Below are 13,748 nucleotides of genomic sequence, written 5' to 3'. Positions count from 1 at the left end.
TATTCCTGTACTGCTATTTTTCTATTCTGGTCTATGCTTGCTTCATAGGATTATGGGCAAGCGAAAGCCACCCGACCTCCAGACTTACCTTAGGTAAGCTGCGAAGCAGAAACGCCGGAATCCTTGGTTATTCTTTATCTGCCCTAAAACACTTTCGGGTTTAATCATTCGTCTTACCGACAGCGAATATCCTTCCTCGCAGCTCAGTTTTTCCCTTGCTTGCTGCTTGTAGCGCATAATAACTCAGACTGACCATATCCAGCATCAGCGATGATCGTCGTATGATTGTAATGTGCGCGAGCCGAAAGTGGAGAGTAAATAAGTGTAAAAGTGCACCTGTTTTTAACAAACAAGATTGGAATGTTGCAAATAGGTGTACAAATACCTCTAATTGAGCAGATTTGAAGAAGATTTGGTTAAATAAGTGCATTTCTGCACTTAGATGAAGCTGCTGCAGACGCTGCCGCAAAAGTCTTTGCATGACAGGGGAACATCCCCATTTTCAAATGAAAGGACTTCAAATTCCACTGTATAGTGGAGCTTGAGGTTCTTTTTCTCGATGAAAATAAGTTCTAAGTAGTGCTCAAAAAATCGCAAAATGACTTTTGAGACAGCCCCTTTTTTATATGCAGAAAACGATAATGTTTTCCATATCATGGTATAATTTTGCTAATAGTCCTTATGTATTTTAATGATAAGGAACAATAATATTCTAGGAGTGTTGCATGGAATTATACAAGCTTTTGTCTGAGCTTCTATCACGAATAGAAGAAAATGTTTCTGGTACTAGGGAGGCAGAATATCTGGTCGATCTCCCGATTTCCATTGTTCATTTGCGTCGACTCTTCAAGTTCGCTTTCGGCGTGCCGCTACAAAGCTATATCCGCTCTCGAAAGCTTGCCGCGAGCTTGGAGCATTTGATGCTTACCGAGAAACGAATTCTCGACATTGCAATCGAATGTGGTTATGAACATGAGCAAACCTACATACGCGCGTTTAAACGCGAATATGGGCTTACGCCTGGCGAATGCAGACATTCCGGAAGAAACATTCATATAACAGCTCCTCTTCATCTATTTCCGAAAAACAATGTTTGCGGAAACTTGGTATACGGGCCGAATATGGTCATGATGCCATCGTTTCATTTAATTGGGCAAATGTATCGAATTGAAATTGCTGAAGCGCCGACAAAAGCGCCCGAGGCTGCTAAGCAGTTTTGGTGGAACAATCGGCATAAAGTGCCAAATCCAGTAGAACCCAATATTTATTATGGTCTAACAAAGACACTTGATCCATCACTTAGTTGGACGCACTATCTACCGTCTATACGCGTACAGAATCTGAACGATATTCCTGACGGCTTTTCAGGTGACACCGTCCCTGCTTCCTTATGCGTCGGCTTTCGTTATATAGGGAACCATCATTATGAGGAGATTAGTGAACTGCGCGCAGAGGCGCTATATCATGCTATCAATAGGCTTGCAAAGGAGAACGAAGGGAAATATGAGCTTCTGGATCGCGAATTTTTCGTAGAAAAAATCGACACGGATGCATACGATGGCGAGTACTGTCAGATGGAATGGTTTGCGCCCATCAGAGTAAAATGATCAAAAAAGTCCATTGAGCGTGCCGCTATTGTGGTACGTTCTTTTTATAGAGTAAGAAAAAATAAATGTTTGTGCGGAAAGGAACTTGTATGAATTATAACGAGGTTGTTTCAATCGGTGATACCTATTTGCTTACAGTAGTATCGGAGTTGTTCGGATTAGAAGGCTATGAAATTCAGCTGATTCCGGCACATGCTGGAGGAAGGAATGTCGTATATACCTGTGTGAAAGAGGGCGCCGACGCAAAAATCCTTAGAATCGCTTTTTTACCTGACAGAAGCCGGGAAGATTTTCTGGGAGAAGTTGAGTATGTTAGATATTTATTCGAGCATGGGGGAAGTGTCTCAAATGTAATCAGCTCCCGGAATGGGAATCTGCTGGAGGAGATTACACATAATAACCACACCTTTTTTGTCTGTCTGTTTGAAAAGGCTAAGGGAAAAATGCTTGTAGAAAATAATTATCAGTACCGAGAAGGAGCTCCAATTACCGAATGTTATTATAATTGCGGCAAAGTCCTGGGAAAACTGCATCAAATATCGAAAGGGTATATGCCTGTTCATCGTCGGCATAGTTTTTTTGACAAATACAATGCTGAATATATTGATAAGCGGATACCAGACTCCTTACCTCTGCTTAAAGAGAAGCTGGTAGAGCTCCTTAATACCTTAAAAGGATTGGACAGCAACGAGGATACTTTCGGAATGCTCCATTTTGATTACAACGATGGGAATTATTCAATCGATTTTGATACCGGACAAATAACCGTATATGATTTCGATAATTCATGTTTCGGTTGGTATATGTTTGACTTGGCAGGCCTTTGGACAAGCGGAGTGGGCTGGATACAATTTGAGCCAGACGCCGGTAAACGTAAAAAGTTTATGGATGATTATTTTGAAACAGTCCTCGCGGGATACAGATCCGAGACCAAGCTCGAAGATTCGGCGTTGGATAAGGTGCCTTTATTTATCAAAGTAAATCTCTTGGAAAATATTATTGATGCATTCGAGGTCATGCAGAACAACGGTGATGTACCAAAGTGTGATGAGGAGCTGTCGTATCTTATAAAATGTTTGGAAGACGATATCCCGTACAAAGGGTTTTTTCATGAAATGTACTCTTGCGAAGAACCCTTTGAGTATGAGGAACGAAATATTTAATTTTCACAAAGTGAAATGAGGTTCAATTACGCGATGAAAAGAGGCTGCCACTATGGCAAAATGGGATAACATGCTGTCTATGCTGTGGATGCTGCGATCCGGAAGGAAGCTCACCGCCGCGCAAATTGCAGACAGTTTGGAGATCAGCGTCCGCACCGTGTACCGGTATATCGACGCACTATGCGCCAGCGGAGTGCCGGTCGTCGCGGAATCGGGCCATGACGGCGGCATTCGCATTATGGAAAGCTTCAAGGAGACACCATTGTTCTTCAATCCCTTAGAGCTGAAGGCGCTTGTAGACGCGTTTAAATTTACGCAAGGCGCTGGCTATCCGTATACAGAACAGCTGGAAAGTGCGTTGAAGAAGGTGGAGAACGGGCTGCACGAAGATCAGCTTCACGATCTAACCCGTCAGACGAGCGGCATGGATGTGATTGCTCCGTCGCGTCCACCTTCCGTCGTTCCGTTGTTGCGAGACCTGGAGCAGGCGGCGGATGACGGACAAACAATGCGCATCACCTATCGCAAACCAAATACGGAACAGGCCGACGAACGTAACATCGATCCCTACGGGCTGGCTTATGTCCGAAACGAATGGTACGCTGTCGCGTTCTGTCATCGGTCGCAAGCGGCTCGGACGTTCCGCGTGGATCGTATCGCACGGCTGGAGCCGACCGATATGCGGTTTGAAAAACCGGAGCACTTCTCTGCGTCCGCCTATTTCCATGACCAGTCCAAGCGGGAACGAGAAGCGGACGGACCGTTGACGGTCATTCGCATCGAGGGGGACCCCGTCACGTTGAATGCAATTTGCGGCCACTGGCATATGCGCCACTATTTGACGGAACGGACCGACCGGGAGGCGCAGTTCCTGCTCGATACCCCAACAATGAACAAGTACCTTCCAATGTATCTGATGACGTTCGGCACGGCCATTCGCATTCGGGAGCCGCTGGATCTGAAATATCGCATTCAGGAATTAGCGATAGGAATTGCTAAACATTATGCAGACGATTCCGATTGTACTTCGCTGACAACAGTTGTCAGCAAACCCGTTGTATGATAGTGGAAAGGCTGCAGCAGCCGAACGACGATGAATAAAGGAAGGTGGATGTATCCATGCTTAAACAATCTCATCAATTGTACGATTATCACGTTTGGGCGAACGAGCGTTTATTCGGACATCTAGAGCAGCTTCCGAAAGATGTGTTCCATGCGGAAGTAACGAGCGTTTTCCCGTCCGTGTCACAAACGTTCGGGCATATGTACTTGTTCGAACAGGTTTATCTGTGTGTGCTCGCGGGAGTTCCGAACGAGAACATTTTTCCGAGGATGTCGGTGTGGGCGGAGCAAGCGCAAGGCAAAACAGTGGACGAGACACGGCAGCTGTTCGCCGGCGTCGCCGAACAGTACCGAGATTTGCTGCAGCGAACGCCAGACCCGGACAAGGAGATGACGATCGAGCATCCGAACTACGGTCGTCTCAATACGCGGTTCTCTGAGATTCTGCAGCATGTGGTCAACCACGGGACGTATCATCGGGGCAATGTGACCGCGATGCTGAGGCAGCAAGGATATGCGGGGTTCCCGACCGATTATCTGTTTTATTTGCTAAACCAACAGGAAAGTCAGAAGTAAATCAAGCGGAACGAGCGGCAGCGATATTCGTCTGAAGCAGAGAGAAAATAAAAAAACACAAAAATACGCTTGGAACCCCAAGCGTATTTTTTTATTACAATTGCATAAAATAGCGCCGCGGCGGAGTTTTCGCCATTAGACAAAATAACCTGTGTTCAAAATCATCGACGCAAAAAAGATTGGGAGAGAAATACAATTCCACTTGCACCTTACGTAACGTAATGTTTTACAATAGAGCTACCGGTATATAGCTAGCGCCAAAGATCGGAGATGGTTAATGAAGCAACATTGGAAGGTCGGGGATCTCGCCAACCTGACGGGGTTGACCGTAAGAACGCTGCGCTTTTATGATCAAATCGGTTTGTTATCGCCATCTGACCAGACAGAATCGGGTCATCGGCTATATAGTGAATCGAATTTATCACGCTTGCACCAGATATTATCGCTTAAGGAGCTGGGGTTATCTCTCGAGGAGATTAAGCTGGCCTTAAGTGGCGGGCAGATCAGCCCGCTTGAGATCGTCAACCTGCAGATCAATCAAATCAAAGAACAGATCAAACGACAGCAGAAACTATTGGAGCAGCTAAGACATGTATCCAAGCTTATGCAAGGTCAAGCGGAATTAACAGTTGAAGATTTCACGAGCCTTCTGCAAGCGATGAAGATGGAGTTCGAGAAACCGGTCATTGAACGGCAAATGAGTTGGGAGCGACATTTGAGCCTGTTAGGGGACTTTCTTGCCAAAGAGAGTGGAAGTCCAAAACATAAGGAGGAAAATCAATGAACGAACGATTTGTCAAACATGGAACTTTTGTCGTCGAGCGGACTTATGCTGCTTCACCGGAGAGGGTTTATCACGCATGGGCCGATCCAATTGTCAAAGCGAAGTGGTTTTCGGAGCCAGAGATCTTCGATTTTCAGGTCGGCGGGCGTGAGTACAGCAGCGGCGGGCCGCCGGAAGGGCCAGTTTTTACCTTTGACGCCTACTATCAGGAGCTTGTTCCAGAGCAGCGCATTGTTTACACGTACACGCTGAATTCGGGAAGCACGCGCATCTCCGTCTCGATTACAACGATAGAGCTTATTAAAGTGGAGGACGGTACAAAGCTGATTTTCACGGAGCAAGGTGCGTTCTTTGACGGACACGATACGCTAGAAATACGGGAGCATGGTACAAACATCATGTTGGACGCACTTGGAAAAACAGTAGACGGGGAGTAGGAACATGTCAAAAGTTGAAAATGAACTTATAACTACTCGCGAATACTATTTCCCGCGGGAGCTCGTGTTTCGAGCTTGGACAACCCCCGATTTGATAGCCCAGTGGTGGGGGCCGCAAGGCTTCACAAATACGAATCAAGTGTGTGATATCAGGCCGGGAGGCACATGGCGGTTCATCATGCATGGACCGGATGGAGTGGATTATCCTAACCATAACGTCTTTGTTGAAATCGTACCGTCAGAGCGGATTGTGATTGATCATGTGTCCGGTCACGAATTTCGGATAACGGCTACCTTCGAGAGCATTGAAGGCAGCACCAGAGTCACCTTCCGTCAACGTTTCAAGGATAAAGAAGAGTTTGAAAAATCTAAGCCGATCTGCATAGAAGCTAATGAGCAGTTGCTTGATAAACTTGGGAAGCTGCTGGCGGAATTGGTCTATTAAAGGACTGCCACTTACGTGATGACTCCAAAATTGTTGCCGTTCACGTTCTCTGATGGGAATCGGACGGCGATTTTTACGTAAGGAGGATGACCGACTCTGGCATGGTAACATTGACGAGCCGAGCGTCTGCTTGATTAGCGTCGAACCCGACAAAGCACCAGCATTAACCTAGAGTTTCCCCAGCATCATTCAAGGCTTCAAGAACTTAGTACTTCTGGACGAGGAAGGCCAACCGCAAAGATTTGTTGAATCCGTGCTCCTCCAATTATTAGCAGATACATCTGTCAAATTGAATGAGGAGATTATTGGAAAAATAAATTTAATCTTTGTCTCGAAATGAATGGATAAAGCTCTTGCAAAATGAAGTAAGAATTCATTAGAACACAAACAAAGGAGCATGCTGCGGCTGCTCCTTTTATAATTTTCGACGATTGATCCGTTAAGCTGAGCTGTGCTCTAAGTAGGTCGAATTTCTATGTTTCATGGTAGGTGGCCAATAGAAGTCGAGTATAGAGGAAAACAAAGATTCTCCAAGATATTTTCCACTGCGGTCGTGCGTATAAATTTCAACAGTTTATCAACTGTTTGATGGTCCTGCATTTCTCGTGCTGATGCGGAAGAGGGATGAATTTTTGTGCTTCCGGGCAAGTTAGAAAGAAAATATCGAGGGGAGTGTTGTATGATGGCAAGAAGAAGGAGAAAATATGCGGTGCCTGGGGTTGAACAGGGGATGCAGGCTTTCAAAGCTGATGTAATGAAACGCGAAGGCTATGCCGTGAATCCGAATCAACCGGACGACGTAAAATACGAGGTGGCGAAGGAGCTTGGAGTGCCTTTGCATCCAGGAAACAATGGTCATTTGACTACGGAATCAGTGGGCCATGTCGGTGGTAAAATTGGCGGTTCCATGGTTCGGGAAATGATCCGTCTCGCCCAAGAGCAGATTGCGAACAGGGAGCAGTCCTGAAGAATTATGAGTGCATGGATACACGGCTGCCGGGTTGGGAACTAGAATGATAAAAAAGGCACCCATTGGATGCCTTTTTTCAAAAAAAAATAAGTGATACAGCGAACAGTGCTTAGATATAATTGACGTTCGTTGCATGCTTTTCCTCTAAGGGCATCCAGCCAACCGCAATCTCCAAGTGACAGATAATCCGGTTCTATAAAAGAGATTGCTCCATGTTTAGTTGCTCATTGGCCTCCAATGAGAGAGATGGCTGCAAAGTGAACAGGCGAGGGGAAGACTCACCCTCGCCTGTTAAAGAAACTATCAAATGACCTCGCGTGCTACTCCTAGCAGGCCAGTAAAGAATTGTCTAGCCAGGATTCTCCGGTTTACTCCGGTGTTCCTTGCGTTACCCCATGAATATAGGTGAGCCAAGGAGTATCCAGCGCGCCTTGTCCCGGATTATAGGTAAAGAAGTATTCGACGGTATCCCCAGATTGCAGGTTGTTTACAGGGTAAGTATAGTTGCCGTTTCCTGATGAGGTCATGGCTACGTTTTGCTGTGCACCGTTATTTATCTTATAGTGCAAATCGGCAAAGGTTGCGCCATTCACATAAAACGTCAAGTTGTTGCCCGCTTTTTTCAGGCCCCGTACCGCATCGCCAATGACAATAACGGTTGATGGCGCGGGTACAACCGTGATGGTAGAGCTGGCTGTTTTGTTGCCGTCAACCGTTGTTGCCGTAACCGTTGTTGTTCCTGGAGCGAGCCCTGTCACCACACCGTTCTGATTTACGGAAGCGATGCTGGCACCCGAAACGCTCCAAGTGACCTGTTTATTTGTTGCATTAGAGGGTGCAACAGTGGCGTTTAACTGTACACTCTGTCCTACTTGCAGCTGTGCAGTGCTCTGGTTTAAAGTTACACCGGTAACAGGCACGTTCGTAGGATTTTGGCCACCGTTTTCTTTATAAACCCGCACATAATCCACCAGCATCGTCGCAGGAATATCAGATGGACTTGGAGCTAAACCGCCATCAAAATGCCCGCCGATCGCGAGATTCATAATGATGTAGAAAGGTTGGTCGAATGGAGCGTTCGGATTGTTCGGTGCAGCTACGGAGTACCATTGGTCTCTGGAGACTTTAAAGAAGAATTGCCCATCCACGTACCATTTAATGTTATCCTCTTCCCAGATCATCGTATACACATGATAATCATTGGCAAAGGTTTGCCCCTCCGAGAAATGATATTCCCCAGCAATATATCGATTCACTGGCCATTGTCCGCCAAAGTGCACGGCACCGCTAGTTGTGCCAGGCAAACGTCCTTTGGCTTCCATAATATCAATTTCACCAGATGCGGCCCATGCACCGTAAGCTGAATCTTTTGGAAGCATCCAGAGCGCGGGCCAGACACCATTGCCTGTAGGCAGCTTCGCGCGAATATCCACTCTGCCGTACTGGAAGGATAGATGATCTTTGGTATTAATTTTGCCTGAAGAATATAGAGCATATCGGCTTGGATCCTGCGGGAACGATTTTGGATCGTTCAACGCCCGGATATTCAGCTTGCCGTCCTGTACAAATACATTTTGTGTACTATTGGTATAGTGCTCCAGCTCTGCATTGCCCCAGCCCCAGCTGTTGGGATCGTTACCGATATAATAGCCGGTTTCATAGTTCCATTTGTTCGTATCGAGCACTGTACCGCTAAACTCATCCTGCCAGATGAGATTCATGCCCGCAATGGCTGGGTCGCTTGGCGTTCCGATTGCCACATCGTCATGATCGGATACGTCTGGACGGGGAGCATCTGGATTCCCGATAAAGGTATAGTTAACGAAGTTGCTGCCAACACTTCCGCCTGCCTGCCCATTCAATGGGTAGCCGATTCGAATTTGCATATTCACCTGGATTGGCTGGAACCAAAGGCCATAGATATAGTCAGCCCAATATCCCCACTGATTGGCATCGGACATGTTATTGTAACCATTGCCGGAATATGAGAATCCGCTCTGGCTGGAGTTCGCCATATCCACCCATTGCCCGTTGATGTTAATTTGGTAGACGAATTTTCCAAGCTCAGTGCCTATTGGCGCGCCACCATCAATTTTTGGCAGGGGTATGCCTATGACGCCTTTCGAATCTGCTGTAAAGGTTGTTCCATCGTAGGGAGTAATGACATATGAATTTCGAACGGGTTGATTAAAGGTTATCGTATAAATGACGTTAGCCGAAGAGGTTTTTGATTCAAGTTTTACGTTAATAGACTCGGTTACCGTAAACCAGAAGCCGCCGCCTCCTTCGGTGAATTGGCCGAAGTTGCTATCATAGATCCAGCCGCTGGTAGCATTATTGTTGATATCAATCCAAGTGCTGCTGTTTACAGGTTTTACAAACACCTTCAAATCATCCGTTATGGCTTCATAAATAATGGCTGGATTATTGTTGAAGGTAGGATAAGTAAAGCCTGCACCTCCTGTAAAGCCTGCAGTAATTTGTGGCCCTTGGGTAGGGGTCATAGCCGTAATCGTTGTTTTGTTTATATTTTGAAATACAAGCGTGTAGTTAAGAGTCGTTCCATTAGCTTTAGAATACAGCTGAATTTCTGTTGTTGCGGAGAGAGTGAACCAGTAGCCATACGTGCCGCTGTCGTTCCAATGCCCCCAGTTTTGGTTATAGACGTAGCCRCTGGCACTGTCAATATTGACCCAGTTGCCCCCTACTTTCACATTGACGCCTACGTCATTGGAAACATCGTTCCATGTGGCGGAGCCCCCGTTAAATATAGGCATAACGAAACCGTAGCTCGCTTGCCCAACCCCTGATTTTGAAATGACAGGCCCATCTGCTGCTGAAAAGTAAGCCATAGAGGTAACGGTGGTGCCTGCTGCATCGACGGTTTGAATTTTCGAAAATGGCAATAGCCCGACGCTCGCCATCATCGCTACCGCCAAGAACAAGCTCAGTACCTTCTGCTTAAACCGTTTCTGTGAATGGTGAAGTACCTTCATTATTGTCCTCCTTCAATAAAATATGGTTACCCCTGCGGCTCCTTTTATTTTGAGGCAATTGATTGTGTAAGTACTCGGAGGAAACCGCTTACATTGGAGTGCACCTTTATTCTATCGAATACAATTAACAGCTGGAAAGGTCCATTTGTTTTTGTTATGACCCAATTTTTTGGATTTTGATTATTTTTGAAGGCTCATAGTGCTTTGCCCTGATATTTTCCTTCTCTTTCAAGCTTCCGCCGCATCAGCTGCCGGTACTCCGTGGGCTGCATATTCATAACATCGCGAAATGCCCTTGTAAAGCTTTTGTAGCTTTCATAGCCAACCATGGTGGCTACCTCGATAATTTTATGATCGGTTTCGGCTAGCAAGCGGCGGGCCTTATCTAGTCGCACATCGCGTAGGTATTCTGCAAAGCCTTTGCCAATATTCTTTTTAAACAGGTTGGAAAAATAGGCGTAATTAAGCGACACATGGTTGGAAACCATCGCTAGGTCCAGCGGCTTATGGTAACACTCGTGTATAAAACGAATGGCTTCATTTAAGTCCTGCGTTTTGCGATAGCTGCACTTGTAATCATAATAAAACTGATTTAGCCGAAGCAGTTGCTGCTGCAGCGCCTGAATATAATCTCGAATGCCCGGATAATCGAATAGATTCCGCAAGCATTCAATATCAAGCGTCTCTTCCCCCATGTAGGGACGGATCACCCGCTCATACTCCTCCAGCATCTGCACCGTTGCGCTGCATAACTGCTGCGTGTACCGTATATGGTAACGCTGCAGCACATTTTTGTGGAATAGCGTAGAAATGCCTTGGGCAATCTTCCCGCTGTTTTTGGTGCCAATAAGCTGAAACAGGGCATATAGCTCTTCATAGGGAATTTCCCATTGCGACTCCAGCCTCTCCATATGCGCGGGTAGGATACACATCTTATCAGGGAACAAGTAGCTATGGCGATATAGTTCAAGCACCTGTGTATAGCTGCTGGGAAGCCCTTTTAGGCCTTGCTGAGGTCCAGTCATAGCCGCTGTGGCATCAATCTGACTTGCCTTAAGTGCAGCAGGCAAAGCATTCGTATCTGTGGCCGCATCGACCGCAAGAATCAGGTATGGGCGGTGCTGCAGGCATATATATCCCTGGCTGCCATAGACACGGTAAGCAATAGATTCGATGCTATGGGCACTGTCTGCCCCCGGTTGGTTGATCCACAGTTCTTCCCGCAGCAGGCACAGACGGTAATTGTGCCAGAGTTTTGGGTTTTGCTGCTGAACCTGCCGAATCCATGCCTCATCGTTCACTGCGCCTTGCATAAACATGCAAAGCTCTTTACGGTCTGTCTCCTCAGCGCGGCGGGACATATGCTCCATATTGCGGGAAAGGGCTTGCCGCGCCTTTATTTCCTGACCAATATGCTCCACTGCGGTAAGCAGATCCTCCCGTTTTACCGGCTTGAGCAGGTAGCCTTTTGCCCCAAGCCCAATGGCTTTCTGGGCATAAGCAAAATCACTATAGCCGCTAATTATGAGGTAATCCACGTTGAGATGCTCTTCTTTGGTTTGCTCCATTAGCGCTAGTCCGTCCATATCCGGCATCATAATATCGGTAATCACCAGATGAATGTTATGCTGACGCAATAAGTGCAGCGCCTCAATTCCGTTAGCGGCACAATAAATAGCATCAAGCTGCAGTGGAAATTGGCGCAGCATGGCCTGCAGGCCATCGCGTATGTGCTTTTGATCATCTACAATTAGAATATTGATCATGCCCTACCATCCTCCAAGATTCACATTTTCCCAAGGCAAACGTAAGGTTACACAGGTATAGGCGCCCTGCACACTGTCAATTGAAAGACCGCAGCCCTTGCCATAATGAAGCTGCAGGCGCTTATGCACGTTTTCGAGGCCGAGGCCGTTTTTGCTGGTCACAATTGGCGTATCTGAATCGCCGCTCAGCACAGCTTGCAGGCTAGCCAGCATCTTCGGATCAACACCCGCACCGTCATCGCGTATCTCAATTCGTAATAGGCTGTCATTCTCGACTTTTACGGTCATTTGTATGTGTACACTGCCGCCTAAAGGTGCCGCATGATGAACCGCATTTTCAACGATGGGCTGCATGCACATTTTAGGAATAGCATAGTGAAGCACCTCCTGCGGGAGATCCGCCGTCAATACGATGCTGCCGCCCTCCATAAAGTTAATGAATTTGATATAGCTTTCAATGTTGGCGAGCTCCTCACGGAGGGCGACGGTATCGCTTCGCCATTGCATGCTGTAGCGCAGCTGTGAGCCTAATGATACGAGCGCATCGGCGATTGCAGGCTGCTGCTGAACCTCCGCCAGCATCCGAATGGATTCCAGCGCGTTATACAAGAAGTGTGAGTTGATCTGCGAATGGAGCGAGTGCAGCTGTGCGTTTTTGGCAATGAGCTGCTTATCCACCACCTGCGTCATCAGACGACYAATTTCGTCCAGCATTTTGTTGTAGCTGATGGCTACCTCATCGATTTCATCACCGGTCTCGTGTTCATCTAGGCCGATATTAATCTTCGCATCCAATTGGCCTTTACGCACCTGACGCATAGAAGATAATACGCTGTCCAATCGGCGGAAAATGCGCCGGGTCGTATGCGATACGAGCAGCATGATAAGGAGCAATACACATAAAGCAATTACTACCACAAAGGCATACCAGCTGCGCGGACCCTTCATCAGTGCTTGATGGGAAGCAATATCCACAACATAAGCGTTCAGTGGAGCAATATAACGATAAAGCGCGTAGTAGGTTTGATCTCCTACTTGGACCTTCATGGGGCTATCCTGTTGAAGTACGTCCAGCTGCCGGTGAATGCTGCCAAGGATACTGTTCAGCCCCTCCCCAGCGGTTTGAGAAAATAGATGCTGCGGATTGTATATATTTTTTGAAGGGTTTGTTCCGTCCATGACAACCGAGAAGAAATCCCCTCCGCTCTCCTCCAGCAGGTCGTTGAAAAATACGCTGTGCTCGGCACGAATTTCCATAATGGTAGGAAACTTGTTCTGCTGGCCTTGAAGCCGTACCAATCGATAATAGGCTAGCGTATGCTCGCCATCCTTAAAAGCAAACAGGCGGTATGCTGCGCCGCCTTCATCTCGAAGGGTCTCCCAATAATCCTGCGGCCAAAACTTGTCATAATGATAAATTTCAGGCCAAATTTCGAACAGGTTAGGGTTATCGACATAAAAGCTGAGCTCACTGATCATCTCATGGCTTTCGATGATATTATGCATCTGCTCAAATTGATTTTGTTTAAATTTCACGAGGCGGAGGCCATCCCCGCGCATATTTGAGTGGATAAAATCCACGAATGCCTTTTGTGTCAGCGCTGTTGAGGAAGCGTTTTCAAACATGTCCATTTTGCTGCGCAGCTGTTCGTTCAGCCGTGCGACATGGCTGCTGCCGGTGGCCATAGCGTCTTTGTATAACTGGGCTTCCTGTATACGGATAAATAAAAAGGACACCAAAATGGCAGGGATCGCAATGACTAGGCTAAAGGCTAGAAACAGCTTTTGGGATATGCGGGCATTGCGGTAAAGCTTTCTCATTTTGGTCAGCATATACTTCATTTAACGGCCCTCCCTACCTCCGTAATATACCATATATTACAAACCGGCTGGTAGGTAACAAGGCGTTACTTACAAATGTGTAAGTAAAGTCGGAAATACC

General features: G+C 46.7%; 12 protein-coding genes and 1 pseudogene. 8 read left to right on the top strand and 5 right to left on the bottom strand.

Annotated elements, in window-relative coordinates:
- Positions 1-31: 31 nt before the first annotated feature.
- Positions 32-237: pseudogene (locus tag AC1DPK_RS05610) on the bottom strand (transposase); the annotation flags it as partial.
- A complete protein-coding gene (locus tag AC1DPK_RS05605) occupies positions 161-481 on the bottom strand; it encodes a hypothetical protein (protein WP_430057104.1) in 321 nt (106 codons plus the stop codon). The gene AC1DPK_RS05605 and the pseudogene AC1DPK_RS05610, both read right to left, overlap by 77 nt.
- A 244-nt stretch (positions 482-725) precedes the next feature.
- Between AC1DPK_RS05605 and AC1DPK_RS05600 the strand changes: the two genes are divergently transcribed.
- The 8 genes from AC1DPK_RS05600 to AC1DPK_RS05565 all read left to right on the top strand — a co-directional run bounded on the left by AC1DPK_RS05600 (position 726) and on the right by AC1DPK_RS05565 (position 7,041).
- Positions 726-1,607, top strand: coding sequence for a helix-turn-helix domain-containing protein (locus AC1DPK_RS05600; RefSeq protein ID WP_477509600.1), 882 nt, complete (start codon positions 726-728; stop codon positions 1,605-1,607).
- Positions 1,608-1,696: 89 nt separating this feature from the next.
- Positions 1,697-2,770, top strand: coding sequence for a phosphotransferase enzyme family protein (locus tag AC1DPK_RS05595; protein WP_477509599.1), 1,074 nt, complete (start codon positions 1,697-1,699; stop codon positions 2,768-2,770).
- Between the two features lie 52 nt (positions 2,771-2,822).
- Positions 2,823-3,833, top strand: a complete 1,011-nt coding sequence (locus AC1DPK_RS05590) for a helix-turn-helix transcriptional regulator (protein ID WP_477509598.1) — start codon at positions 2,823-2,825, stop codon at positions 3,831-3,833.
- Between the two features lie 56 nt (positions 3,834-3,889).
- The gene (locus tag AC1DPK_RS05585) at positions 3,890-4,408 is read left to right on the top strand and encodes a DinB family protein (protein ID WP_477509597.1); all 519 of its coding nucleotides are present in this window, start codon (positions 3,890-3,892) and stop codon (positions 4,406-4,408) included.
- 277 nt (positions 4,409-4,685) lie between these two features.
- Entirely contained in the window at positions 4,686-5,192 is a 507-nt protein-coding gene (locus AC1DPK_RS05580; RefSeq protein WP_477509596.1) for a MerR family transcriptional regulator, read from the top strand.
- The gene (locus AC1DPK_RS05575; RefSeq protein ID WP_477509595.1) at positions 5,189-5,629 is read left to right on the top strand and encodes an SRPBCC family protein; all 441 of its coding nucleotides are present in this window, start codon (positions 5,189-5,191) and stop codon (positions 5,627-5,629) included. Before AC1DPK_RS05580 ends, AC1DPK_RS05575 begins: the two co-directional genes overlap by 4 nt.
- Before the next feature lie 4 nt (positions 5,630-5,633).
- A complete protein-coding gene (locus AC1DPK_RS05570) occupies positions 5,634-6,074 on the top strand; it encodes an SRPBCC family protein (RefSeq protein ID WP_477509594.1) in 441 nt (146 codons plus the stop codon).
- Between the two features lie 679 nt (positions 6,075-6,753).
- Complete coding sequence (locus AC1DPK_RS05565; protein ID WP_430056352.1) at positions 6,754-7,041, top strand: alpha/beta-type small acid-soluble spore protein; 288 nt, start codon at positions 6,754-6,756, stop codon at positions 7,039-7,041.
- A 371-nt stretch (positions 7,042-7,412) separates the two neighbouring features.
- Here the strand turns inward: AC1DPK_RS05565 and AC1DPK_RS05560 are convergent, their stop codons facing one another.
- From AC1DPK_RS05560 to AC1DPK_RS05550, 3 genes are all read right to left on the bottom strand, one after another.
- Positions 7,413-10,040, bottom strand: coding sequence for a family 16 glycosylhydrolase (locus AC1DPK_RS05560; RefSeq protein ID WP_477509593.1), 2,628 nt, complete (start codon positions 10,038-10,040; stop codon positions 7,413-7,415).
- Positions 10,041-10,234: 194 nt separating this feature from the next.
- Complete coding sequence (locus AC1DPK_RS05555; protein ID WP_477509592.1) at positions 10,235-11,806, bottom strand: response regulator transcription factor; 1,572 nt, start codon at positions 11,804-11,806, stop codon at positions 10,235-10,237.
- A gap of 3 nt (positions 11,807-11,809) precedes the next feature.
- Complete coding sequence (locus tag AC1DPK_RS05550; protein WP_477509591.1) at positions 11,810-13,648, bottom strand: sensor histidine kinase; 1,839 nt, start codon at positions 13,646-13,648, stop codon at positions 11,810-11,812.
- Between the last annotated feature and the right edge of the window lie 100 nt (positions 13,649-13,748).

The organism is Paenibacillus sp. 01T424 (assembly GCF_056398745.1).
This window is presented reverse-complemented; position numbering and strand designations above follow the sequence as displayed.

Bases quoted from the DNA above. Each gene is read 5' to 3' on its own strand.
- AC1DPK_RS05605 (WP_430057104.1), bottom strand. From the start codon at position 481: ATGCAAAGACTTTTGCGGCAGCGTCTGCAGCAGCTTCATCTAAGTGCA.
- AC1DPK_RS05600 (WP_477509600.1), top strand. From the start codon at position 726: ATGGAATTATACAAGCTTTTGTCTGAGCTTCTATCACGAATAGAAGAA.
- AC1DPK_RS05595 (WP_477509599.1), top strand. From the start codon at position 1,697: ATGAATTATAACGAGGTTGTTTCAATCGGTGATACCTATTTGCTTACA.
- AC1DPK_RS05590 (WP_477509598.1), top strand. From the start codon at position 2,823: ATGGCAAAATGGGATAACATGCTGTCTATGCTGTGGATGCTGCGATCC.
- AC1DPK_RS05585 (WP_477509597.1), top strand. From the start codon at position 3,890: ATGCTTAAACAATCTCATCAATTGTACGATTATCACGTTTGGGCGAAC.
- AC1DPK_RS05580 (WP_477509596.1), top strand. From the start codon at position 4,686: ATGAAGCAACATTGGAAGGTCGGGGATCTCGCCAACCTGACGGGGTTG.
- AC1DPK_RS05575 (WP_477509595.1), top strand. From the start codon at position 5,189: ATGAACGAACGATTTGTCAAACATGGAACTTTTGTCGTCGAGCGGACT.
- AC1DPK_RS05570 (WP_477509594.1), top strand. From the start codon at position 5,634: ATGTCAAAAGTTGAAAATGAACTTATAACTACTCGCGAATACTATTTC.
- AC1DPK_RS05565 (WP_430056352.1), top strand. From the start codon at position 6,754: ATGATGGCAAGAAGAAGGAGAAAATATGCGGTGCCTGGGGTTGAACAG.
- AC1DPK_RS05555 (WP_477509592.1), bottom strand. From the start codon at position 11,806: ATGATCAATATTCTAATTGTAGATGATCAAAAGCACATACGCGATGGC.